The organism is Myxococcales bacterium, from assembly GCA_016706225.1.
GTDB lineage: Bacteria > Myxococcota_A > Polyangia > Polyangiales > Polyangiaceae > JADJKB01.
In genome coordinates this window covers 56,820-78,935 of record JADJKB010000006.1, presented here as the reverse complement: position 1 = coordinate 78,935, position 22,116 = coordinate 56,820, and the positions used below count along the sequence as shown (strand labels likewise).

The window sequence follows — 22,116 nt, the reverse complement described above, 5'->3', positions numbered from 1 at the left end:
TCTCGGTCAAAGACCGCGGCGTTTCACCAGACCGCCGAGGAGCCCGAGCAGCCACATGCCTGGAATTCGGTCCATGCGGCGCTCGCTCTCGATGAGCGCTGCCTGATCGACGCTCTCCCGGGTGCGCGCGCTGAGCGTTCTCAGCGACTCTCGAACCTCCGGCGATCGGGCCCAGTGTTCGAAGCCGTAGCCGGGCAAAGGAGCGGCATCGCGCGCGTGCTGATGGGCGATGGTGTAAGCGACGGCGGTGAGCTCTCGGGCGTCGAACCAGGTCCCGTGCTCGGCGCAGAAGTCGACGGGAATGCCGACCAGCGCGGTTCGTTTCATGGTGCTCTTGCAGCGCGGACACTGGAGCGTTGCGCTGTCGTCCCAGGGCAGCAGATCGAGCGCGGCGGGGTCGATGGCCTTCCCGAGTTGTTCGTAGAAGCTGGTGCGCACGAAGCCGAACGCCTCGTCGTCGAGCAGCACACCGGCGCAGCCATCACAGCCGAGCGCCGACCCCGCCTGGATCGCCAGCGCCTCGAGCGGGCGCGAGCAACGCGGACAGCGCGGGGCAGTGCGGTACTCGCTCACGACGAGTCAGAGTAGCGCGGCGCCGTTTGGCGAGGGGGTGGCGAAGGCGCGAATCGCTTCACTTTCAGCCGCTTCGGCCCGATTTCGCGCGAGGACCAGCGGGACGGAGAGGGAAACGGGTGGACAGGGATGGACACGAACGTGGTCCTCCCGAGGTGCTACGATCACGCCATGGCCTTCGACCGCATCACCGTGGATCCCGCCAAGATGGGCGGTCAGCCGTGCATCCGTGGCATGCGGCTGACGGTGAAGCGCGTGCTGGAAGCTCTGGCCGTGTATCCGAATCCGACCGAACTCAAGCAGCAATACCCTGAGCTGGACGACGAAGACATCCGACAAGCGCTGGCATACGCGGCCACGCTGATCCCTGGCCAGCCCGGGGACCTTTCGGCCGCCTCGTGAAGCTGCTGCTCGACCAGGGCCTCCCGCGTGGCGCATGCGCTACTCGCCCAGCAGGGGCACGACGTCCTGCACGTCGGCGACGTCGGCTTGCAGCGGCGGCCGACGACTCCATCTTGGACTGGGCTGCAGCTGAGGCCCGTGTCGTCGTCACGCTGGATGCTGACTTCCACGCCATTCTGGCTCGGCGGGCGGCCCTTGGGCCATCGGTGATCCGGGTGCGCGTCGAGGGACTGCGCGCGGAAGCATTGGCCGTTCTTCTAGCGCGAATCATCGCCTCCTCCGAAGCCGCGTTGAATGCGGGCGCGGCGGTGACCGTGGGGCCAGACGAAGAGACGGCCCGCGCACGGACACTGCCGCTGTGGTTCACTCATCCCCGTGGAGGCGGTCATTGCGGACCGCCATCGGTGCATTGACCCATGGACGAATCCCACCTCCTCGAGAGCTCGCGAAGATCGAGGCGCTCTTCGCCGGCACCGTCCGACGGCGGGCGCTTCGCCGCCGCCGAGGCTCGCCGTCGCATCCTCGATCGGCTCGCCGAGGTCCGCGCCCTCGACCCACCCATCAGTACAAGTTCACGCTGGCGGACGCCTGGTCCCGTCGCGTGTTCCTCGCGCTCTGCCGTCGCTACGAGCTCGTGCCTATCGCCGTCGCGGGCGGCGGCGCACCACCGTCATGCTGAAGGTGCCGCGGCGGTTCGTCGACGAGACGCTGTGGCCCAGTACGTCCAGCTCAGCGACACGCTGCGGCTCTACCTGGAGGAGGTCACCGAGCGCGTGGTCACTCAGGTGCTTCAGGCGGACAGCTCGGAGGCGGCCGAGGCCGATGAGCCGCGGCAGCTCACTCTCGGCGGCAAACGCGACGAGACGTGAGCGGCAGAGGTTGGTGGGACATGAAGGACTTGAACCTTCAGCCAACGGATTAAGAGTGCTCGAGGGGAATGCGTGAATCGAGGGTGATTTCGGCGGGTTTCATGCGAAGTCGGCGAGAACCCCGGTGGACAGGGATGGACACAGGTGGACGGGGATGGACATCGGATTGTCCACCCAGCGTGCGCAGGCCGGGAGCAGTGGGGGCGGCGGGACAGGTCATGGGAGAGGGGTTCCATTGCAGAGTATGGCCGCGGACGAACGACTCCGCCTTGCCGGCGAGCACCCCGGAATCGCAGCGCCCCAGAGCTCGTCCGGACTGGGGAATGTCCCGTCGCCCCAGTTGCGGCCGTCGGGGGCTGCGAACGCCACGCGGTCCCGTCATTGAGCCGAACGACCATGGCCGCGCTCTTCTGGGTCGGTGTCAGTTGCGTCAAGTAGGTCCCACTCACGAACCCGTTCGCAATGGTCAGGCTGCGCAGCGTGGACGGTATGCCCGCCCTCAGGAGAGTGGGCGCAAGCTGCTTGGGATCTGCGACGAACGCGGCCTTGTACAGGTCGTACTTGGTGTAGGTGGTCTCGCCGGCCGACACGACCGGCGAGGTGCCCTCGACCCAAACGATTGTGCTCCCGTCGGTCTGAAGCTGCCGGATGTCATGCGACGCGTCACCCATGAACAGGGTCAACTGGCCTCCCGCCTCGACCCACCACTCGGTCCTCTCCACGAGAAACCGGTCCACGAACGCCGTGTTCCCGACGACTGGTCCAGGGCTGAACTGACCGCCCTGCGGCGCGCCGGCGAGCTGAGTGACCCACTTCAGGCCCTGGCTGGCCATGTCGCCGATTGCGGTATCCGTCAAACAGAACCGCGCTGCTTCACCGAGGAGAAGGCCGCCTCCGAACAATGTGCAGTGTTGGTGAACGCCGCGAAACAGGAGGGTCGTGTCCTGCGCCGTCATCAGTGAGCCCGCATCCGTCAGTGGGCGCACCACGTAGTGCTGGTCGGCGCCGACCGTCGTGTCGAACGAAACGCCGATCAGCCCCTCCGCGCTGTTGAACGCGAGTCCAGGCACCCGCCCACAATCGATGTCATAGTTGGGGCGCCATCCTGCTACTGCGCTCATCTCCGCGATACCACCCTGCCACACCCGCGTCACCTTGCGGTTGAATCCCCAACGAAGAGCTTCACGCCGGGGCCGACGGCTCGCACGCCGGGCACCACCGTGCGCTCGCCGCCTTCGCCCACGGCGTAGCCAACCATTGGCAGCCGGTGCACCAGCTCGTCTTCGGAAGCCACTCTATCTTCGGAGTCGCTTGGCGAGATCGTCGGGTACGCACGTGCCGGTGCATCCACGGGAAGGCAGGGTGCCGAAACCAACCTGGCCAAGCGCAAGCCTCGTCAGGAGGCATCGTCCCGCCCGTACCGCGCCACCGGCGCGGCCCGCCTGTCGATGAAGCGTCCCCGCCCCCAAACCTCCCCTCCTCCCGCCCCGCCACTCAGGCCCCAGGCCCCTCCTCCGTTCGTCCGCCGCACCCCGGCACAACCGTGCGGACATCGCCTGCACCCAATGGGATCAATGCCGCTGCGACTACTGACGCGGTGCTTACTGAAGGCCCAGCCAGTGCGCCTATCGGTTTGGCGCCCGGTTGAAAGTCTGCTCGAGGGATGTTCCGGAAGACGATGTCGCCGGTCGGGCTTCGCTTTGCGACCGCAATCGCAGCGCTCTGACGCCCTTCCGCAGGGGAAGAGCAGGCGTCGGATTCGGGGTCAACCGTCCATGCACGACTTGGCCGGCCCCTCCGTTCGCTGTCGAAGGATCGAATAGGACGTAGAGGCAAGGTGAGGCCCGCTGAACGCGAGGAGCAGCAGGCCTTCGGCGGTCACCGACCGAAACCAGGTGGCGCCCGCATCTGCTTTTGGCGGGCCGGGACACTTCCTCGCTGCGCCGGTACGCTTGATCGAACTAGCCTGAACTCGGCCTCCTTCTGCCCCGCTATCACGTCGAGCAGATACGGCGAATCATCAGCCATCCGGTATGCAAGGCTTCTCCTGCCGCTGGCGTCGACTCCAGTAAGCGGGTGTCGAGGACCGCGCTCCGATGGATCGACTGTGGTGAGTCGCTCAATTCCACTCTCTCGGCCGACGACATACAGCTCGTCGCCGTCCGCTCATGGCGCGAACGCTACGACTCCGCACAGTACACTCGGGCCGGGTCGGAGGACACACGTCGCGAGTCGTGAAGCCAGCCCGTGGGTCTCGAGCACATCTCCGACGGGCAGCGGGTCTCGCTGTCAGCAGCACGCCCCGAGTCCGATACCTTGCGCACGAAGCGCGTCAGACGGTTCCACGCGACCGATCGACCGGGTGACGCCGAGACTCGCAGCGTCGCCTCGTCGCTGCGCTCAGCTCGTTTCAACCTCAACGGCGACGTTTTCGCCGGGCCCGGCCAGAGCGCCGAGGACGAGCAACACTTCGGTCGGACTCGCGCAATCCAGCCCGCGGGTTCGGGGAAGGGGCACTTGGGGCAGAGAGGGAAGTCAGGTGCGCCAGGCTTGGCATTTGCACAAGCCGAGCGAAAACGACATCCCGAATCGCGGGTTCAGGTCTTGCGTGTAGTACCGCGCTGCGAAGTCTGCCTTCCGCGCGGCCAATGCGACGCCACCATGGCCCGCGTGACGCCCATCCAACGCCATCCAGCGCGTCAGCAGGCTGGAGCGTCGTGTGACTCCGTCGGTGCTGGGGTGATGCCGACCGGTCCTGCTCCAGACCACCATCGGTGGTGCCAAAAGGGGGGTGACCGAGGGCGCGTAGGTCGACTTGTCGTTTCTGGCGGTCTTGGCGGGTAGACCTGGCCGGGCGCGCCCCAGGGACGGTGGTGTGATGCGTGGGTGGTCGTGGCTCGGTCTTGCTCGGGAACGTCTTCGCTGCCGATGGCATGAGTCCAATGGGAGCTCACACAGTTGAGGGTGGGGTGGCTGGGAAATCGCTGGGGTCCCAGTTCGTGGCGGCGGGGGGTCCGCTATCCTCTCCACTTCCTGTGGCCAGAATCGGGCGCTCTTCGTACAAGCGGCTGTGGGCTCGTCTGCGGGGAAACCTGGGCCCTCCGGCTCGCGGGTCGCAGGCTCGTCGCGTCGGGACAGGGGGAGTCGCGGGGTGTGTCGCGTGTTGCAGTTGGTCTGCGTCCGTTCGCAGTCGCGGGTCTTGCGAGGTCCCACACCGAGGACGTCGAGTCCAAGACAAACCCGTCCTTGTCTCCGTCCGCAAAAGGATCTTCTCCGCCGGCGAGGGACTCGTCGCAGACGTCGGAAGACCTCCAGTCCGCGTCAGGTTGCCGCACGGGGGTCGCCTGGTCCCCGATCCCATCGCGTCTTGGTGTTGATCGGGTTGAGGCTAAACCTGTCGCGGCCAGCGCCGGCGCCATCATGGGGCTGGGACGAAAACAGCGACGCACGGATCGCTGGTCAGGACACCGTCAGAATCGTGAATCGGAACTGGGCAGAGTAAGCCTTTGTCGGCGTCAGAGAAGATCCCGGTGGGCGGCCTCCGCCCCTCGCTGATGCACGCCGACGGCGGTTGCACAGGGTCATCCGCAAGGGTGTCCGTTGAGACGGCGTGAAACGGCCGGCGAAATCCGGCCCCCAGGTCTCGGCGAGTTTACGAACCGGTGGCTGGATTCACGATGTGGACCAGATCACCTTCCGCCAGGCTGCCTGGTACTGAGCCTGGGTAGTTGGGTCTGCCGATGTAGTTGGACCGCCGATTAGACCGAGCCTCCTGTCCAACGCGGAAGCGCTGAGCCCGTTGGTTTTCGCCGTAACCTCCAGCGAAAGCCGCGGAGGCCATCGAGGGCTCGGGGCCGCGCGTACATGCCGAGGAGCAGCTTCGGCGGGTGACTTAACCGGGTGCGTGGTCGCGAATCGGTCCTGCCGGGCACCGGATGGCCACCACGTCCCAGTACGACGTAGTTCAGCCCGGCGACCCAGTTTGGGTGCTGAACACGTTGCTTGCGTCGATCGAACTTGACGAAGGCGAGGTGCCCCGGCGGCAGTCGCCGCATTATCGAACCGAACCTTGCCCCAGGACGAACTGGTTCGCGGGCGCGTGGCCACATTCAGGTCTCGCAGTGCTACAGAACCACGTCGGGAGAGAATACCATCCGCCGCAGCCGACCGCTCCGGTGATGCGGACGACACCCGAGAAGATTCGCGAACGTCGAAGCCACCGTTCTGGACCGACTGCGAGAGACGGAACCGCGTGCTCAGGGGACCGGAGCGCCGCGACGTGGCGTTCTGTATGCAGGAGGCGGCGACGGTGCGAGCGCAGCGGGAGGGCGATGCTCAGCGCTCGCCGAAGCCTATGTTCCAAGACGCCCCGCATCATGGCAACCTCCTCGCAGCGAAACCGCCGAAGTTCGGGTCTCGCGCCGTGCGAAGACTATGTCAACGTGCAGCCACGAGCTTGACAGCAGCGTGCTGCGTGATTCGGTCTACGGCGTGCTCACCTCCAACCTGTACGAACGTCACCTCAAGCCCGCTTTGGACGAAGCGGACACATTCTGAGGTACCGGCTCGCGGCACCCCCCGCCCCCCACAACTTCGAGCCGAGCACAGAGGCCCTCACCGCCGTCGTCGTCACTCGCGAGCAGAGCCGTCCCCGTGGCGTCGAGCATTCCGATCTGGATGTCGAGCGCCTCGCTCGCGCATGCCGACGAATCGAGCCAGTGCTTCGACCACCGTTGGCTGCGTGCCGACCGCTAGCTCGACGATGTCACTAAGTCCCCAGATCCGGTGATATCTCCGCGTAGAACGGTTGCACCAGCTCGTTGGCCTGCGCGATCACGTCGTTCGGCTCAGTCTCGGTTGCTTCCACACGGCAATCGGCCGTGCACCCATCGTTGGGGTTCACGTTCCCGTCGTCGCATCCCTCATTGCTCGACCGGTAGCCGTCGCCGCAGTGTGGACATCCGTTCGAGTCGGGGCACTCCATTTGCGACAGCTCCGACGAGCAACCGGACATGAGAAGAGCCATGGCGGTGATGCCAGCGAAAGGGAAACGTATGCAACGGACCAACGGATCACGGAGAAGTTGTCCCAGCGATTGTCCCAGCTGTCCCAGCTGCGCGACGACTTCTTCTGCAGTGATGTTCGTGGGACATGAAGGACTTGAACTTTCAGCCAACGGATTAAGAGTCCGCTGCTCTCAATTGAGCTAATGTCCCAGCCTGATTCGCGTTTCCGCTGTCAGGAGGGCCCGCTATTACCATGGTGGTCTGGCACGTCAAGCGTCGCTTCACACCCCCGGTGAACGCTGCGGTACCCTCGGCGGGTGAGCGTGTTTCGTTGCGAGCGCGCGTGCTACCTGGAACCCTCGGGCTACCGGGGTTTGCCGGTAGCGCCGCGGCGGGGGCCTGCGCGCCGAGCGCGCCTCCGGGGACGCCCGAGACACCCCATCACGAGTGCCGAGCCCTCGCGGTCACGGCCCCACTTCCACGCGTTTGCAGAGCCGCCGCCGACATCACAACGAGCGACGCCGAGCGCCACTCGCAGTCACCGATGCCGGTCCCCGAGACCAGACGCCTCCCGCTCTGCCACCCAAACCCGAACCCCGAAACAGCTGGGTGCGTGGTTCGCGAGCCTGAAAGCTGCCGCCGGGCGCCGAGAAGTGGTGCACCCATGGCGGCGCAGTGTCACCCGGCAAGCTCGACCATTGGAGCACAGGGCGCAGGCAGGACCGCCCTCGGCACCCCCGCCGTGATCGACGTCGCGTCCGTGCACCCCGCGGGCTGCAACGACTTCGGCGGCTGTGCCAGGCCAAGTTGCAAACGCCGGTGTCCCTGCGCGAGCGCGCTTCGCACAAGGACGCTTGCTGTTACGATCTGCCACGACAATGCGTGCCGCCGACCGGGGCCGGCCGTTCCGTTTGGTGAGCTCCTGGTGCACGCACACGGGTGTGAACGGTCCGATTGGCTGGCGGACGTCGATCTCGAGCTTGCGCAGCGCTCCGGCTGCGGAGCGCCAGGCTCGCGCAGAGCTCTGACCGAGATCGCCGGGCTCGAACACTCTTCCATCGCGTCGTTCGCGAAGGTTGCGCTCGATCTGCCGGCGCTCGGCGCGCCGCCTGAGCTCGTGGCGGCCACACACCACGCGGCCCTCGATGAAATCGAGCACGCGACGCTCGCTTACGCGGTGGCTTCCGGCATCGAGCGGCGTCGAGCTGGGCCCCGGCCGATGCCGATCCTGGCCTCGCCGAGCACGATCTCGTGAGCTTCGCAGTGGCGACGTTCCGCGACGGCTGCGTCGAAGAGACCACCGGCCCATCGTCGCGCGGACCTCGGCGCACGCGGAGCCGAGTCGTTACCCGCCGTGTGCTCGCCCGCATCGCCGACGACGAGGATCGCCACGCCGAGCTTGCGAGGGTATGCTCGGGTGGGCCATCGATGTCGGAGGTGTGACAGGCGCAGGGCGGTCGCAAGTGGAGCTCAGCGGTCGAGGCCGCGGAGACGAGCGACGACACACCTTGCCGTGCTGCGGTTGTTGGTGCGCCCGTGGAGGCGTTGGTGGTAGGAGCGCGCCCGATTGCGGCGCTCCCACGCACGCGCCTGACCCCGCAAAGGTGAAACTACGGTACCCAGCGCGCCCTGTCGATTCGAACCCCTGACCCCGGTTCCTGAAGACCGATGTCTATCCAGCTGAGCTAGGGGCGCTTGCCCCCTTCCCGGCGCCCGGCGGTTTCGCGTGCCGAGCGCGTTGTTCCAGCGTCCCACGCGATGCCCAGCGCTTCGGTGCCGCCGCCGGCTGAGGCGATCCAGCCCGACCGCGTGGTGGACCCCGATGGTTGGCTGGTCATCACGTCGTGGGTCGTGATCGCGCTGTCGGCCGCGCAGATCCTGCTGCTGTCGTTCGGGCGCGACCAGGGCATCTACGCCACCGTCGCCGACGGCATCCTGCGCGACAGATGCCATATCGGATGTCTGGGACTCAAACCCCTGGCATCTAGCTGTCGCTCTACGCCCTGGCCCAGGCGCTGTTCCGGCGAAGACTACGTTCGCGCCCCGCCTGCTCGAGGTCGCCGGTCTGATCGGCAGCGATCTTTCGGTTTCATGCGCCCGTCGGAGGTCTTCTTCGGAGTCAAACGCGCCGGGGTCGTGGGGCGCGGTCGCGGCGCGATTCGCGCGTAGCCTGTTTCCGGGCGCCACGGGGCAACCCGAAACGTTCGGCGGCTTTGACCGTGTGGGCGCTGGTGTCACGGCCGCCGAAGGCAAACGTAGTCGTCGTTTCTGGCGCTGGCTCGCCATCGGTGCGCTTTTCGGTTGTGCGTTCTGCTCAAACCACGCCTGGCGGCGGCGCCATCGTGTGTGCGCTCTTCCTTCCCGAGACGAGTGGGCGCGCGAAGGCAAATGGCAGGCAGCGGTCTTGCCTTCGTCGTCCATCGCCGTCGGCAGCCTCTTCCCATCGCTGCCTGCGGGCTCTGGTTCAAAATGCGCGGCGCCTGGGACGCCCTCTCGTGGGACCCCGTTCGAGTCTCACGCCGATACACCAAACTCGGCTGGACCAACCGCAGCGCCGGAGATGTTCTACTGGGGAACGGAGGAGCTCTTCTTCCGCTTCTCGGCCCTTGCCGCCGCCGGCTTCATCGTTGCCATCGTGATCCGGCTGATGCACGAGAGCGAACGGCGGGCCTGTTCCTCTTGCTCGGTGATCGCCATCCATCTGGCGGGCATCGCCCTGCAAGGCAAAATTTTCCAGTATCACTACGCCGCGACGTTGCCGTTGCTCGCGCTGCTCGGGGCTTGGGCCTGTACAAACTCTGGCGTCGCACGCTGGCACCGGGCAGCGACCGGCGTCGTGGCCTTTCATGGCGTTCGTGATGGTCGCCACCAGCATGCGGATCGCGGTGCGGATCCGGCAGCTTCTGGGATCGCAGTCCTGGCGCACGGGCTATCTGGTGCGCATGGGACCGATCAACTCCCGCGAGCTGCTCGACAAGGAGCTCTACCGCGTCGCCGACTACAACCCTGACGCGGACCGGCAGGTGGCGCTCGAGGTGGAGTGGCGCACCGCGCCCGGCACCAAGATCTCGTCTGGGGTTTCGAGCCGGGCATCTATTGATGTCGGACCGGCAGGCCTCGACCCGCTACATCTACGACGTGCCACAGCGAGTGTCGTGGGGCGTGAACGAGCCTGCGCGAGTTGATTGCGGAGCTGAAGCAGAACCCCCGCGCTCTTCATCACCCAGCGGGGTGACCGCTTCACCTGGGTCACCGGGGACGACTACGACTCGGCCGAGGCGCTTCGTCCATTTTCCGGAGCTGCCCGGATCGTGAGCGACGATTTCGAGGCTGGCGGTGACGATCGAGGACTCGACGTCTGCACACGCAAGGGCGAAAAGCCCCAGAGAGCCTGCACTACCGGGCCGCGAACCCGCGCTTCATTGATCGGGCAGCGCGGGCAGCGCGGTTTGCCGCGCGACCGAGCAACCAGCCGTCGACACACAGCGCGCGCCCGCGACGTCCCGCGTGGAGAGCCTCAACTCCACGTCGTGTCCGGCGCCTGCGAGACGCGCCGTGTCGACGATCACCAAGCGGGTCCCCGGCAGGTTCGGCAACCAGAAGGAGCCAACCGGGCCGCCATCGACGAAGAGCTCGACCCGGGCGCGCTTTCTGCCCCAGACCATGCCCGAATCGTCGAAGCCGGCAACCAGCGCCAGCTTGTCGGTGAAGGTCGCGCGGACGCTCGCCGTCGCCGGGTGCTCGCGGGACGGTGCGGTCCAGATCATCGAACGCATCACCCCACCCAGACGACAGGGTCGGGCAGGAGCGCTGCCGGGGAGCCCACTCAGCGCCTGAAGCACACTCGGCGTCGAGACACCGAGCAGACGATAGTGCCCGAGTCGGCGATCTTCGAGCGGCCTTCCCAGCTTGCGAAACTCACGCAAGATCTCGTTCTCGCGCCCCGTGCGCAGCGGTGAACCAGGCCGTCTCGTGTCCGAAAACCCCGTAGGGACCGAAGGCGGGATCGAGCGGCTCGCGAGCGGTGGGCCCGGGCGGCGCCGAGGTGGCGAAGAGGGGTTTGGCGTGAATGAACGCCACGTTCCAGTCCGCGCGATCGACCAGCACATCACCCGGTTTCATGCGGTTCGCGAGCAGCTCGCGCGCGAGCGATGCGCCGGCAACGCTGTGAGACACCGCGAGGGTTCTGACCAGGTAGAGCGCGGCGAGCCCCGAGAGCAAGAGGCCCGCGAGCGCGAGGCGGAGCCTCCACTTCGCTGGCGCGCGCTGCGCCGGCGCCTTCGCAGCCAACGCGCGCGTCGCGCTCGGATTGCCGGTCAGCGTGTCGTCGCTTGCCACAGCGAACGCCGCGAACAGCGCACAGCCCAGATAGAAGCTGTCCCAGATGATGCCGTTGAACATCACGAAGAGCACGTAGGCCGTACCAAGCGGGGCGATGACCCGGCGACGTCCGCGCACGAACACGGCGATCAGCAAGAAGAGTGCGGGCAGCGCGACCTGCGCTCGCGGCATCCACTCGGTCTTGTGTGCGCGGTAGAGCGGACCTGAAAATCCGAACTTCTCCCAGAACCAACCCTCGTGCACCGGGCCGTACTCGACCAGCCAGCGGAAGGTGCCGAACCAGAAGGCGTCCGGGTTGCGCCACACGAAAGGCACGAGCAGCGCGGCGGTCACGACTCCCGTCAGCGCAACGCGCGAGAGCGCCGCGCGCCACCCGAGATCGCGCAGCATTGCCACGATCACGAACGGAGCGACCACCGCTGCGAAGTGTCGCGTCGCGAGGGCGATACCGAGAGCAAACGCCGCCAACCACCAGTTCTTCTTCAGGGTCGCCGCGAGCACGATGGCGAGCACGAACCACCAGGCGTGGGGCTCGGCGTAGATGCCGTTCCACGCCATGCTCGGGCTGAACAGCCAGGCTGCGCCAAAGCCGATGGCGGCGCCTTGCGCGTGCTCACGCCGCGCGGGCCGCAAGCCCGAGGCAGCCCAGAACAATCCGCCCACGACCGCGGCGTCGGCGACGAGCCCCATCAAGCGAAAGTCGAGCGCGCCGAACCAGCGCGGCAGACTCCAGAGCAGCCACATGCCCGGCAGGTACGTGAGCGGCACCACACTGCCCGGTTGCATCTGGTGCAGCCCGTAGGGATTGCGGCCCGAGAAGAAGGCGTCCTGCGCGCTCTTCACCAGCGGCAGCATGTCGCGGGTGCTGGGATCGATCTTCCAGGTCTCGAGGCCCACGTAGCGCAGGCCGAGACCGGCGCCGAGCAGCGCGAGCATGCGCACGAGCGGCGGCACGCGGGGCAGGAACAACAGCGCGCAGAGCACGACCGCCGCCGAGAGCGTCACGGAGTCGAGGCCGGGGCGCCCGTAGGGCAAGACGGGCAGCCCTTGCACACGCAGCTGGCCGACCTGGTGTGCGAGCAGGCCGAGGGCCATCAGGATGCCGAGGCGTTCCACATCGCGGCCAGTCGAACGCCCGTGGAGCAAGCGCAGGCCGAACGCCACGGGATAGGCGGCCAGCATCGGCGTGTACAAGAAGAGCTCGCGCTGACGCTGATTGGCGAGCGTTGGCATCGGGTGGGTCTTGGGCGCGAGCAGCGGCAGGAGCGCCTGCGCCATCAGCCACAGGCCAGCGGCGACCGCGAACAGACCAAGCGCACGGCCAATCCACACCAGCCAGCGCGGCGGCTCTGGTGGCGTGTGCTCGGGCGGGGAGATCCAGAGTGCGCCAACGAAGACGGCGAGCAGCGCGAAGGTCGCGCCCACGGTGTCGCCGAAGGTGGTGCCAACGTACTCCGCAACGACGATCAGCGGCAGAAGCCACACGAACAGCCCCGCCAAAAATCGCCTCATTGACCCGAACGCCTTCATGCTGGCGGGGGGAAACTAGCATGGCGTTTCTGCCGGGACCCAGGGGTGGTTCCGGGACGGCCTGCGGCCGTGTGCAATCACCAGCCGGTGACCTGCGAGCACGAGCCGGTGACCTATGAGACTTCGTACAGGCCCCGCGCGCGTCAGGCCGCGGCCAGCTCGCGCAGCGCCGCGCGGAGCAGTGGTTCGATGGCCGGTTCGTCCGTTTGCGGAGCCACGCGCGTCAGCGCGAGCGCGGCTTTCTCCCGTCGAAACCCCAAGCGCACCAGCGCCGACAGCACCTGCTCTCGAACGCGAGCGGGCTCGGGCTCCTGGGCTTTCCTGGCGTCGGCGCGTTTTCGTTCGATGTGCTCTTCGCCAAAGACCTGCCGCGCAGTGTGGGCGTTGTGCGCGCTGCAAAGCAGCCGGAGATTCTTTGGCGTGGCCGCGCCCCCGAGCGCAAATGGCGTGTCGTGCTCGAGCGTGAGGAAACGCTTCTCGCTGCAGCGTCGTCCCTGCGCGTCGGTGAACGTGCATTGATTCGCGTCTCGATCCAGGACGGCGCGCTTCACGTCGACCGGCACGTGTCGCGAGCCGGGTTTCTGGGCTCGACGCTGGCGGGGTTGGTTCGCTCCGGTGCGCCGGCGGGTCTCCACCTCGAGTAGCTGGTCGATGGCGCGCTCGAACAGCGCGGCGAGATCGCCGCTCGGCAGGGCGTGACTGAGCAGGTTCCTTGCTTTGTGGAGCTTCTCGTATAGCTCGGCGCTGACGGTGAGCTCGACGCGGTAGCTGGTGGGGGAGAGCGGCTCGATCCGCGCGCGAGGCGGTGTCGGCGCGGAGTTACCTGGCCCGGGCCAGGTGATCGGCGGGGGCCCGGCGAACCGGGGCGTCGCGGACCCGGCGAACAGTGGCGTCGCGGGCGCGGGCTCGATGCGCTCGGGCACGTCCGGCCGCGGAAACCAGCGCGCGAGGAGCTGTTCGAGCTCCCGCCGGGATTTCCCGCGAGCCTGCGAAAGCAAGGCCTCGGCGTTGTCGTCCGTCAGATGCCGCGAGAGCAAGAACAGCCCGGTCAGATGCAGGGCGCCGCTTGCCAGCTCGTCGAGCAGGCGGGGAAAGCGCTGGGCGAGACGGGCCACCCGCACGCGTTTCGTGGCGCCGTCTTCGGAGTAACCGAGGCGCTCGATGCAGTACGCGAAGAGCGACGAGCAAGCTTCATCCAGGTAGAGCTGGCGCCGATCGACCTCGGCCAGGTGGGCGATCACGTCGGCCGACGCGGCGCGTTCGGAGCGAACTGCGCAAGCGAGAAGCGCGAGCAGCTCGGCGTCGGACACGGAATGGAATGCGTTCATGCTTCTCCGCATACCACGCGAATTTTGAGCTCGCAGGCGCCGCGCAGAGCTTCTTTCCGAGAGCAAAATGCGTTTGGTGTGGTCGTGAGCGCAGACGCGCCTCGAACGACTCGTCTCGCGTCGAGAACGCGGCATCGCGCGGCGGGTGCTCGATCGCGAACGCGGCGCTCACAAAAATCAGTCAAGCGGGAAGTTGGTTCTCTTTCGCTCTGCACGGCGAGCGGAGCATCGCGTTGGATGATGCCGGCGCGGGGTTGCCGCGCCCGAGCATCGCGCTCGCGCGTCGGGCTCCGCGAGCAAGCATCGCGCGCGCGTCAGGCTCCGCGAGCGAGCATCGCGTTGGATGGTGCCGGCGCGAGGTTGTCGCGCCGAGCATCGCGCGCCCGCGCGTCGAGCTCCGCGAGCCGAGCATCGCGCCGGCGAAGAACGCCGCGTCCGACCGTTCATCCCGCCGCGCGCACTCCCAGCTCGATCTTCCAGCGCTCGTCGGGCTCGCGCGGCTCGCGTGGGACGGCTTCGAGTAGCAGCGTTCCGACCGGAGTGATCTGCGCGGCCAGGGTCACGGGCACTACATCACCCTCACGCCGGCCCTCTGCGGGTAGCTCGATCTCGATCGGTGATAGCTCCTCCAGCTCTCCCGGCGCCCAGCGCTCGAGCTGTGCGCCGGCGGCGTCGCTCCGGCGAACGCTGGAGCCGAAGAAGCGAAACTGCACCGGCTCGCCCACCACCAATCCCAGCTCGTTCGGTGGCAGCTCGGCGTGAGTTCCCTCCTCCATGCCAAAGGGCGCCACACACAGCGCAACGATCGGCGGTTCCACGCCGGGGACCGCCGGCGCGGGACTCTCGATGCCGACGTAGTACGCACGCGCGGTGCCGCCGCGAATGCGCAGCGCCTTGCCGCGCCGCACCAGACCAAAATACGCAGCACCTCGCGCGACCGCGAGGTCGGGATCCGCCCCGGGCAACACCCGCGGGGCGGGGGCGCCGTCACTCTTCAGCCAGTGTGTGAGCGCTTCGAGCAAGCGCGAACGCAGCGCCTCACCCTTGACCACTCCACCGTTGAACAACACCGCGCTCGGGTGCAGGAGCGCCCCGTGTTTGGCGCCGAACCCCGCGAGTTTCTCCGTAGCCTCGACCTGGCGAGCCAGAAACGCGGCCAGGTGTTTGGTGATGGCGGGATCCGCGGCATACGGCAGACCGAGCTGCGTCAGACCCGAGCGCGCTCGCGCCTGCGGACGTGCGTTCGCCGCCACGACCGGGAAAAAGCCCTCGACCAAAACCCGCGAGACCTCCTCGCGCGTCAGCTCGCTGCGCAGCGCGTTGCCGAGCAAGCTCGAACCCCGGCCCGCAACCGCGATGGGCGCGCTCTCGGCACTCGCATCCGACAGCAGCCGCTCTTTGGCGCCGCGGCAGGTGTGGGTGAGCGCTGCCATCTGCCAGCGGTCGACCTCTTTGCCCTGCTCACGGAGCTTCTGCGCCACCACGTGTGCGAGAGCGAGATCCATGTTGTCGCCGCCCAACAAGATGTGATCACCCACCGCGATGCGGTGAAGCGTGAGTGCACCTTGCTCCTCGACCGCCGCGATCGCGGAAAAATCCGTGGTGCCGCCGCCCACATCCACGACCAACACCACATCGCCCGGTCCGAGGTGTGCACGCCACCCTTCCCCCGCGCTGGTGATCCATGCGTAGAGCGCGGCCTGCGGCTCTTCGAGCAGTGTCACGTTCTCGAGGCCCGCGGCGTACGCGGCTTCGACGGTGAGATCGCGCGCCGCAGCGTCGAACGAAGCGGGCACGGTGAGGATCACCTCTTGCTCGCCGAGTGGCACGCCGTGCTCGGCCAGGAAGGCCTCGCTCAGGTGATCCAGGTAGCGAAACGAGGCTTCTACCGGCGAAATCTGCTCGATGTCGTCGGGCGCGCCGGCGGGCAAGATCGCCCCGCGCCGATCGACCCCGGCGTGACACAGCCAGCTCTTTGCGCTGGAGATCACCCGCGCCGGCGACTCGGCCGCCCGCACCCGGGCGTGTTCCCCCACGGCAAACCGACGCGACGCATCCCAGGGCAAGGCCAGCGGCGCCTCACTCTCGTGAGCGAAGTACAAGAACGACGGCAAGAGCGGGCGCGCTTCGAGCGACCCCGGCGCCGTGAGCTGGGGCAAGGCGAGCACCTCCGGCGCCGGCATCTCGTCCCCGTCCGCCTTCGACAGATCGATGGCGGCGAGCGCCGTGTGTGTGGTGCCCAGATCGATCCCGACCGCGTAGCGCGCGCTCATATCTCCACTTCCGCTGGCATCAACACGTGCGGGTCGTGGCCATCGACCACGCTGGGCAGGGTCAGTCCCTTTGCCATCCAGCCCTTGTGCAGCAGCGTCCCGCGATAGGGCGCCGAACCGGCGACGTTCCCGGTCAGCTTGACGAGCGCCGGGTCGAAGCCCGCCTCGAGCTCGAGCTTCGCGCCTTCGTCCTCGCTCCGCACACTCTCGATCTCGGCGCACTTGAACAGCGCCTTGCGACAGCCCTCATGAACGACCCGTGCCGCTGCACCAATGTCGGCGTCGGGGAAACTCGCGACCTCTTGTTTCAGGAAATCGATCAGGCGCCCCTCGCGCTGCAGCAGCGACAAGAGCTGCAGTGCCGGCACCACGCTCGGCGGTTGGGCCTTTTTCGGCTTTTCGACGGCCTTCGGGGCACCCTCGTCGGTCGGGGCCGGCAGCAGGTTGGCGCCGTCGAGCAGACGGCGGACTTGGTGCGCCAGAGCTCCGTCGAACAGCACACGAAAGAAACAGCTGAAGGCGAGCACGAGGCGCGCGCCGAAGGACAATGTTGCGCTCACGGGCGCGCAGCATAGTCCGGTCCCGGCGCTCTGGCCCACCCCGGATCCCCGCCCGCCACAGGCGCGAAATTCGCCTCGATGACGCCCGTTGCATCGGAGCCTGCGAGCTCTGGGCTGGCCGCCCTCACGCCGGGCCGCGCTCGCGTTTTGCTGGCGCACGGGCATTGGGCGAGTGATGCTCTCTGGGGTCCCGAGCCTCATGCCGACTCCGCTCTCCGAGATCATCGCCGTCCTGGAGGCCATTGCGCCGCTGCGCTACGCTGCCGATTGGGACAACGTCGGGCTGCTGGTCGAACCGACCAGCGGCGAACAGTCCGTGAGCCGGGTGCTCCTGACCATCGATCTCGGTGAAGACGTGCTCGCCGAGGCGGTCGAACGCCGCGCGGAGCTGGTGGTCGCGTATCATCCGCCGATCTTCGGTGGCCTGAAGCGGCTCACTCAGTCGCGGGCCGACGAACGCGTCGTGGTCTCGGCGCTCCGAGCGGGGATCACCATCTATTCACCGCACACTGCCCTCGACGCCGCGCCCGGCGGCGTGAACGACTGGCTCGCGGCGGCGCTCGGCGCTGGAAACACTGCGCCGCTCCAGCCCGCGCCGGATGGCAACCCGGGCTTCGGCATGGGGCGAATGGTGGAGCTCGAGTCTCCCATGACCCTTCACGCGCTCGTCGCACGGGTGAAGGCGCATCTCCGGCTCGATCACGTGCGCGTCGCGGCGGCCGCCCGGCACGACGCGGGCGAGCCGATCCAGCGCGCGGCGGTGTGTGCCGGCGCCGGCGGGTCGTTGTTCGCGGGGCTCGCTGAGCCGGAGCTCTACCTGACCGGTGAGATGCGCCACCACGACGTGCGAGCCAAGCTCGCCGCGGGAGCCAGCGTGATTCTCTGCGACCACACCAACACCGAGCGGGGTTTCCTGCCGGACCTGGCTCGACGCATCTCGGCAGCACTGCCCGACTTCGACCTCGTCGTTTCGACCGAGGACCGCGACCCCCTCCACGTCGTCTGACCGGCGAGTTGATCCCGGTCAGTTCGCCTCCGCGCGTCCGCCCGTAGACTTGACGGATGCAGGTCGAAAAACTTCCGGTCAACGCCCGGGCCGCGCAGCTGAACCTCGAGGTCGAGCGCGTCGCCAACCTCATTGTGCGGAGCTACGACGGCTGGCTGGAGCGCCTGCACCTGGGCGGGCGAGCGGCGAAATACGACGACCTGCAGTACGAGTTCATCGGCGGTGCCGCGGACTCGCTGCGCAAGAAACACTACGACAAGAGCCTGCGACTGCTGTGGAAGGGTGAGGCCGCGCTCCCGTGGTCGAGCTTCCGGGACTGCAACGCCCACGAGCGCGAGCTGGTCGATCTGGCAGAGCTGAACATGAACGCGGAAGAACGTGCGTTGCGCCAGCGCATCACCAGCGCGGAGTTCAAGGCCCTGCTGAATCGCGAGTACACCCTGGAGCAGAAGCGCGCCATCGTCGCGGTGCTGTCGGCGATCGGCCACGGTGAGGCGTATGCCTGGTTGGTGTCGGCGAGCCTCTTGCCCGAGGTGAAGAGCACGGGCGCCAAGGCGGCGTTGACCATGCAGATCCTGGAGGAGGCCAAACACTTCGTCGTGATGCGGGAGCTGATGCAGGCCTTCGAGGTCGAGATCCCACGCCAGAGTGTGTGGGAGTACCTGCTCTTGGAAGGCGCGCTCAAGGCCAAGGGACTCGACAAGTTTTTCGGCATGAACGTGCTCGTCGAGAGCATCGCCCTCAGCATCTTCGGCGTGCTGTCGACGCTGCCCGGGCTCGAGGTGCTGAGACTGTTTCACCTCGACGAGAGCCGGCACACCGCGCTGCCCATGAACTACTTCAAGGAGTTCCCGCTGGCCGAGTGGCAGAAACGGAACCCGCTCGGGCGCATGCGCCGCTTGAAGATGGCGTTGCCGACGCTGCCCTTGATCATGCTGCTCGAGCCGGAGCTGGCGGTGCTCGGCATCGACGCCTTCGACTTTGCCGGCTCCGTGATGCGAAAGGTCTCCCACCTGTCCGAGCGCGCGGGATTTCTCCAAGCCGAAGAGGCCGCCGGGCAGAGCCAGTTCTTCAATCGCGTGTTCAACGCCTACTGCAAGGCCACACGCCCCGGGCATCGCGAGAAGAACTTCATGGAAGCCGAGACGACGGTGGGGGAGGCCGAGCTGGCGGTCGAACGCGAGGCCTTCGGCGACCGCGCGGCGTGAACGCAAGGGTTCGCGCCCGAGAGGTGCGCCGCCTCAGCACGGAGGCGTGAGGCAGGCCCAGGCGCCGCCCTTGCACGTACACGTGTTCTTGCACCAGCCGCCGTAGCTGCAGGACTGCCCCACGTCCGCGCACTTCGAGCCCGAGCTGGGCATCGCGCTGGGGCAGCCATCCGGTTCCTTGCATGCGCTCGGCTCGAGGCAGAAGCCCGTGTACTTGCCGCCCTCGACCTCGTGGGTGCCGTTGTTCGGACACATCGGCATCGGAACGGGCGGCCCGCACGCTGGCCCGCAACTCTCCGACGTCAGCGCGTGGCACTCGGGCGCACACAGTGAGTCGGGAGGGCAGTTCGTCGGCTGAGCCGCGACACAACCGGGCGTCGTGTTGCAGTTGTCCGTGTCACAGGTGGCCGCGCCACCGGTGCACGCCCAGCTCGGAGTCTGGCCGCAGTGCTGCGGCACCGCTCCGGGTACACAGCTCGACTCTTCTCGCGGGGCACAATCGATGAACTCGTAGTTCACACAGTCGGCGCACATGCCGGTGGGTTTGCACATCGGGCAGCATGCGTCGTCGTAGAGGGGTACACAGCGCGAGGACGCTGCGAGGCACTCGGTCTCGCCCAGCGTGCTGCACTCGGCCCCGGAGTCCACGGGCCCACAACCCGCGCCTCCGCCCGCACCGCCGAAGGGCTCACCGCCTCCACCGGAGACTGCGCCGAAGGCGGCCGTGCCCCCGCTCGCCGACGTTCCCCCGTTCGCCGCGGTTCCGCCGTTGCCTCCCGACACGGCGCCGCCGCTGCCTCCGCCCGAGTCGATCTGGGTCTTGCCGCCGCAGCCGAGCGCCAGAGCGCCACCTACGATGAGAACCCTCGACAGACCGCGCTTCATGGCGGGATTGTGCCACGCCAAGCTGCTCGAGTCTTCGCGGCGCGCCGTTCGTGCCGCCGGTCGAGCCGAAAGCCTACTCCTTGGCGCGGCCGAAGATCTTCGACCCCGGCGGGACGCTGGTCGTGATCCAGACGTTGCCGCCGATGACGGCACCCTTCCCGATCACGGTGTCGCCTCCCAGAATGGTGGCGCCGGAATAGATGGTGACGTCGTCCTCGAGCGTGGGGTGGCGTTTGTCGCTGACGCTCACGCCGTCTTTGCGCCGAACGCTGAGCGCTCCCAGGGTGACACCCTGATAGATCTTCACGTTCTTGCCGATGACGCTGGTCTCACCGATCACCACACCGGTGCCGTGATCGATGAAGAAGCGCTCGCCGATCTGTGCGCCGGCGTGAATGTCGATGCCCGTCTCGGCATGGGCCGACTCGCACAAGATGCGCGGAATCATCGGCACCTTGGCCTCGTACAAAACGTGCGCGACACGCTGCGCGGTGATGGCCTGGATGGCCGGATAACTGAAGACCACCTCTTCGATGCTCTTGGCGGCCGGGTCCCCCTCGAAGGCCGCGTTGACGTCGGAGTTCAGCAGCCGCCGCACGTCGGGCAGGCGCTCGAACAGCTTGAGCACGACCTCTTCGTTCCAGCCCTCGGGTCGATGAGCTCGCGGCGCGCCGAAGCGCTCTTCGTAGGTGACCGCGCGCGCGATCTGCTCCACGAGGATCTCGTAGGCGGGGTACAGATGCTCACTCACGCTGTAGCGCAGGTTGTCCCGTGACAGCGGCCGCGTGCTGTAGAAGCCCATGTAGATGGCGGGCAGGATGTGGCGGAAGGCCTCGATGACCGCGCGCTTGTTGGGCAACGCCGCGCTCTCGAGGTTGTTGATCTCCTCGCCGCCGTCGTAGCTCTTCACCACGCCATCGATGGCGGCTTCCAGATCGGGAACTCGGATGAGCGGACGAGCCATGGGATGCCCTGTGGGATCACTTGGCGCGGCGACCCGAGCCGCTGTTCGCGGTCGAGCCTGCGCTGACGAAGCACGTTCTAGCATTGTCGCTCGTGTCCTGTCGGGGAAAGCCCCCTGAGAAGCGTCAACTTGGGGCCTCGACCCGCTGCTGCCAACCCCTTCTGGCAACCGACGTTGCGCGACCGGCCCCACCCGGGCAATAACCCGCCCGTGCTACCGGCGAGCGGCGAGCGTCGGGGGGAGGCCTGGCTCGTCTTGTCTGCGCTCGCGTTCAGCGCCATGAGCGTGCAGGTCAAGCTCGCTGGGCGAGAGCTGCCGGTGGCGATGTTGGTGCTCGCGCGCGGGGTGGTGACCCTCGCCATGAGTGTGGCCTGGCTGTCGGCTCGGCGCATTCGCCCCTGGGGCACCGACAAGCGGGGCTTGGTGCAACGCGCGCTCTTCGGCACCGCCGCGCTCGGCTGTTATTTTTACGCCGTCACCGCCCTGCCGCTCGCCGAGGCAACGGTGCTTCACTACCTGAACCCGATCCTCGTCGCGCTGATCGCGGCGGTGTTCCTGGGCGAGAAGGTCTACGCTCGCCTGGTCGCTGCGATCTCGCTGAGTCTGCTGGGAACAATCCTCGTCGCGCGCCCCGGCTTCCTGTTCGGCGGTGCCACGACGTTGAACCATCTCGGCATCGCCGCCGCCCTCGGTAGCGCGTTCTTCAGCGCGTGTGCGTACGCGACCGTGCGCCGTCTGGCTCGGACCGAACACTCCGACGTGATCGTCTTTTACTTTGCGATGTTCGCGGCGCCCATTGCGCTGCCGTTTGCGATCGCGACCTGGGTCTGGCCGAGCCCGCGCGGTTGGCTCTTGATGCTCGGCCTCGGTGCGGCCACGCAGCTGGGTCAGTCCTTCATGACCCGCGGGCTGGCGCTGGTGCCCGCCGCACGCGGTACCACCATCGGCTACGTGCAGATCGTGTTCGCAGCGACGCTCGGGCTGGTTTTTTTCGGCGAGAAGCTCAGCCCGCTGACGCTGGCCGGCGCCGGTCTGGTGGTGGTCGCGGTGCTGCTCCTGCTCTCGGGGCGGAGTGCGGGGGAACCTCGTTGAGCGGGGGCCGCGGCTGGCCCGCTTGGCAGTCGGGCCGGCTGAGCGCTGTCGGCTCGCTGCGCACTACGCGGACGCGATC

Annotated in this window: 20 protein-coding genes and 1 tRNA gene; 10 read left to right on the top strand and 11 right to left on the bottom strand. The window is 67.5% G+C overall.

The window, feature by feature from the left end:
- Window positions 1-6: 6 nt before the first annotated feature.
- Window positions 7-573 carry a zf-TFIIB domain-containing protein gene (locus tag IPI67_13670; GenBank protein MBK7581248.1) on the bottom strand — a complete coding sequence of 189 codons (567 nt, stop codon included), beginning with the start codon at window positions 571-573 and terminating at the stop codon, window positions 7-9.
- Window positions 574-744: 171 nt separating this feature from the next.
- Here IPI67_13670 and IPI67_13665 point away from each other — a divergent pair, with 171 nt between their 5' ends.
- The 4 genes from IPI67_13665 to IPI67_13650 all read left to right on the top strand — a co-directional run bounded on the left by IPI67_13665 (window position 745) and on the right by IPI67_13650 (window position 2,806).
- Window positions 745-975: a DUF433 domain-containing protein gene (locus IPI67_13665; protein MBK7581247.1), complete on the top strand. Its 231-nt coding sequence runs from the start codon at window positions 745-747 to the stop codon at window positions 973-975.
- On the top strand, window positions 972-1,388 hold the full coding sequence (locus IPI67_13660) for a DUF5615 family PIN-like protein (protein MBK7581246.1): 417 nt from the start codon (window positions 972-974) through the stop codon (window positions 1,386-1,388). Before IPI67_13665 ends, IPI67_13660 begins: the two co-directional genes overlap by 4 nt.
- 297 nt (window positions 1,389-1,685) lie before the next feature.
- On the top strand, window positions 1,686-1,844 hold the full coding sequence (locus IPI67_13655) for a hypothetical protein (protein MBK7581245.1): 159 nt from the start codon (window positions 1,686-1,688) through the stop codon (window positions 1,842-1,844).
- 653 nt (window positions 1,845-2,497) lie between these two features.
- Complete coding sequence (locus tag IPI67_13650) at window positions 2,498-2,806, top strand: hypothetical protein (GenBank protein ID MBK7581244.1); 309 nt, start codon at window positions 2,498-2,500, stop codon at window positions 2,804-2,806.
- A 188-nt stretch (window positions 2,807-2,994) separates the two neighbouring features.
- Here the strand turns inward: IPI67_13650 and IPI67_13645 are convergent, their stop codons facing one another.
- The 3 genes from IPI67_13645 to IPI67_13635 all read right to left on the bottom strand — a co-directional run bounded on the left by IPI67_13645 (window position 2,995) and on the right by IPI67_13635 (window position 7,060).
- Window positions 2,995-3,138, bottom strand: coding sequence for a hypothetical protein (locus IPI67_13645; protein ID MBK7581243.1), 144 nt, complete (start codon window positions 3,136-3,138; stop codon window positions 2,995-2,997).
- Window positions 3,139-6,612: 3,474 nt separating this feature from the next.
- Window positions 6,613-6,870 carry a DUF4215 domain-containing protein gene (locus IPI67_13640; GenBank protein MBK7581242.1) on the bottom strand — a complete coding sequence of 86 codons (258 nt, stop codon included), beginning with the start codon at window positions 6,868-6,870 and terminating at the stop codon, window positions 6,613-6,615.
- Window positions 6,871-6,989: 119 nt separating this feature from the next.
- Window positions 6,990-7,060: transfer RNA gene (locus IPI67_13635), tRNA-Lys, on the bottom strand.
- A gap of 715 nt (window positions 7,061-7,775) precedes the next feature.
- Here IPI67_13635 and IPI67_13630 point away from each other — a divergent pair.
- The 3 genes from IPI67_13630 to IPI67_13620 all read left to right on the top strand — a co-directional run bounded on the left by IPI67_13630 (window position 7,776) and on the right by IPI67_13620 (window position 10,035).
- The gene (locus IPI67_13630) at window positions 7,776-8,105 is read left to right on the top strand and encodes a hypothetical protein (protein ID MBK7581241.1); all 330 of its coding nucleotides are present in this window, start codon (window positions 7,776-7,778) and stop codon (window positions 8,103-8,105) included.
- Window positions 8,106-8,608: 503 nt separating this feature from the next.
- The gene (locus IPI67_13625) at window positions 8,609-9,019 is read left to right on the top strand and encodes a hypothetical protein (protein ID MBK7581240.1); all 411 of its coding nucleotides are present in this window, start codon (window positions 8,609-8,611) and stop codon (window positions 9,017-9,019) included.
- A 677-nt stretch (window positions 9,020-9,696) separates the two neighbouring features.
- The gene (locus IPI67_13620) at window positions 9,697-10,035 is read left to right on the top strand and encodes a hypothetical protein (GenBank protein MBK7581239.1); all 339 of its coding nucleotides are present in this window, start codon (window positions 9,697-9,699) and stop codon (window positions 10,033-10,035) included.
- Window positions 10,036-10,269: 234 nt separating this feature from the next.
- Here IPI67_13620 and IPI67_13615 read toward each other — a convergent pair whose 3' ends face one another.
- The 5 genes from IPI67_13615 to IPI67_13595 form a co-directional block, all read right to left on the bottom strand.
- Window positions 10,270-10,776, bottom strand: coding sequence for a hypothetical protein (locus IPI67_13615; GenBank protein ID MBK7581238.1), 507 nt, complete (start codon window positions 10,774-10,776; stop codon window positions 10,270-10,272).
- A complete protein-coding gene (locus IPI67_13610; protein MBK7581237.1) occupies window positions 10,769-12,703 on the bottom strand; it encodes a hypothetical protein in 1,935 nt (644 codons plus the stop codon). The genes IPI67_13615 and IPI67_13610 overlap by 8 nt, the downstream gene beginning before the upstream one ends.
- Before the next feature lie 161 nt (window positions 12,704-12,864).
- The gene (locus tag IPI67_13605; protein MBK7581236.1) at window positions 12,865-14,049 is read right to left on the bottom strand and encodes a hypothetical protein; all 1,185 of its coding nucleotides are present in this window, start codon (window positions 14,047-14,049) and stop codon (window positions 12,865-12,867) included.
- 443 nt (window positions 14,050-14,492) lie between these two features.
- Entirely contained in the window at window positions 14,493-16,322 is a 1,830-nt protein-coding gene (locus IPI67_13600; GenBank protein ID MBK7581235.1) for an Hsp70 family protein, read from the bottom strand.
- Window positions 16,319-17,047, bottom strand: coding sequence for a DUF2760 domain-containing protein (locus tag IPI67_13595; protein ID MBK7581234.1), 729 nt, complete (start codon window positions 17,045-17,047; stop codon window positions 16,319-16,321). Before IPI67_13595 ends, IPI67_13600 begins: the two co-directional genes overlap by 4 nt.
- Window positions 17,048-17,081: 34 nt before the next feature.
- On the opposite strand from IPI67_13595, the gene IPI67_13590 reads away from it, so the two are divergent.
- Window positions 17,082-17,888 carry a Nif3-like dinuclear metal center hexameric protein gene (locus IPI67_13590; GenBank protein ID MBK7581233.1) on the top strand — a complete coding sequence of 269 codons (807 nt, stop codon included), beginning with the start codon at window positions 17,082-17,084 and terminating at the stop codon, window positions 17,886-17,888.
- 56 nt (window positions 17,889-17,944) lie between these two features.
- Window positions 17,945-19,096, top strand: coding sequence for a hypothetical protein (locus IPI67_13585; GenBank protein MBK7581232.1), 1,152 nt, complete (start codon window positions 17,945-17,947; stop codon window positions 19,094-19,096).
- Between the two features lie 33 nt (window positions 19,097-19,129).
- Here the strand turns inward: IPI67_13585 and IPI67_13580 are convergent, their stop codons facing one another.
- Together IPI67_13580 and IPI67_13575 are read right to left on the bottom strand one after the other, a co-directional pair.
- Window positions 19,130-19,981, bottom strand: coding sequence for a hypothetical protein (locus IPI67_13580; GenBank protein ID MBK7581231.1), 852 nt, complete (start codon window positions 19,979-19,981; stop codon window positions 19,130-19,132).
- A 73-nt stretch (window positions 19,982-20,054) separates the two neighbouring features.
- Entirely contained in the window at window positions 20,055-20,945 is an 891-nt protein-coding gene (locus IPI67_13575) for a serine acetyltransferase (protein MBK7581230.1), read from the bottom strand.
- Window positions 20,946-21,200: 255 nt separating this feature from the next.
- Between IPI67_13575 and IPI67_13570 the strand changes: the two genes are divergently transcribed.
- Complete coding sequence (locus tag IPI67_13570) at window positions 21,201-22,037, top strand: DMT family transporter (GenBank protein ID MBK7581229.1); 837 nt, start codon at window positions 21,201-21,203, stop codon at window positions 22,035-22,037.
- The last annotated feature ends 79 nt before the right edge of the window (window positions 22,038-22,116 follow it).

Bases quoted from the DNA above. Each gene is read 5' to 3' on its own strand.
- IPI67_13665 (MBK7581247.1), top strand. From the start codon at position 745: ATGGCCTTCGACCGCATCACCGTGGATCCCGCCAAGATGGGCGGTCAG.
- IPI67_13650 (MBK7581244.1), top strand. From the start codon at position 2,498: ATGCGACGCGTCACCCATGAACAGGGTCAACTGGCCTCCCGCCTCGAC.
- IPI67_13640 (MBK7581242.1), bottom strand. From the start codon at position 6,870: ATGGCTCTTCTCATGTCCGGTTGCTCGTCGGAGCTGTCGCAAATGGAG.
- IPI67_13625 (MBK7581240.1), top strand. From the start codon at position 8,609: ATGCCCAGCGCTTCGGTGCCGCCGCCGGCTGAGGCGATCCAGCCCGAC.
- IPI67_13620 (MBK7581239.1), top strand. From the start codon at position 9,697: ATGGCGTTCGTGATGGTCGCCACCAGCATGCGGATCGCGGTGCGGATC.
- IPI67_13610 (MBK7581237.1), bottom strand. From the start codon at position 12,703: ATGAGGCGATTTTTGGCGGGGCTGTTCGTGTGGCTTCTGCCGCTGATC.
- IPI67_13605 (MBK7581236.1), bottom strand. From the start codon at position 14,049: ATGAACGCATTCCATTCCGTGTCCGACGCCGAGCTGCTCGCGCTTCTC.
- IPI67_13600 (MBK7581235.1), bottom strand. From the start codon at position 16,322: ATGAGCGCGCGCTACGCGGTCGGGATCGATCTGGGCACCACACACACG.
- IPI67_13595 (MBK7581234.1), bottom strand. From the start codon at position 17,047: ATGCCCGTGCGCCAGCAAAACGCGAGCGCGGCCCGGCGTGAGGGCGGC.
- IPI67_13590 (MBK7581233.1), top strand. From the start codon at position 17,082: ATGCCGACTCCGCTCTCCGAGATCATCGCCGTCCTGGAGGCCATTGCG.
- IPI67_13585 (MBK7581232.1), top strand. From the start codon at position 17,945: ATGCAGGTCGAAAAACTTCCGGTCAACGCCCGGGCCGCGCAGCTGAAC.
- IPI67_13580 (MBK7581231.1), bottom strand. From the start codon at position 19,981: ATGAAGCGCGGTCTGTCGAGGGTTCTCATCGTAGGTGGCGCTCTGGCG.
- IPI67_13575 (MBK7581230.1), bottom strand. From the start codon at position 20,945: ATGGCTCGTCCGCTCATCCGAGTTCCCGATCTGGAAGCCGCCATCGAT.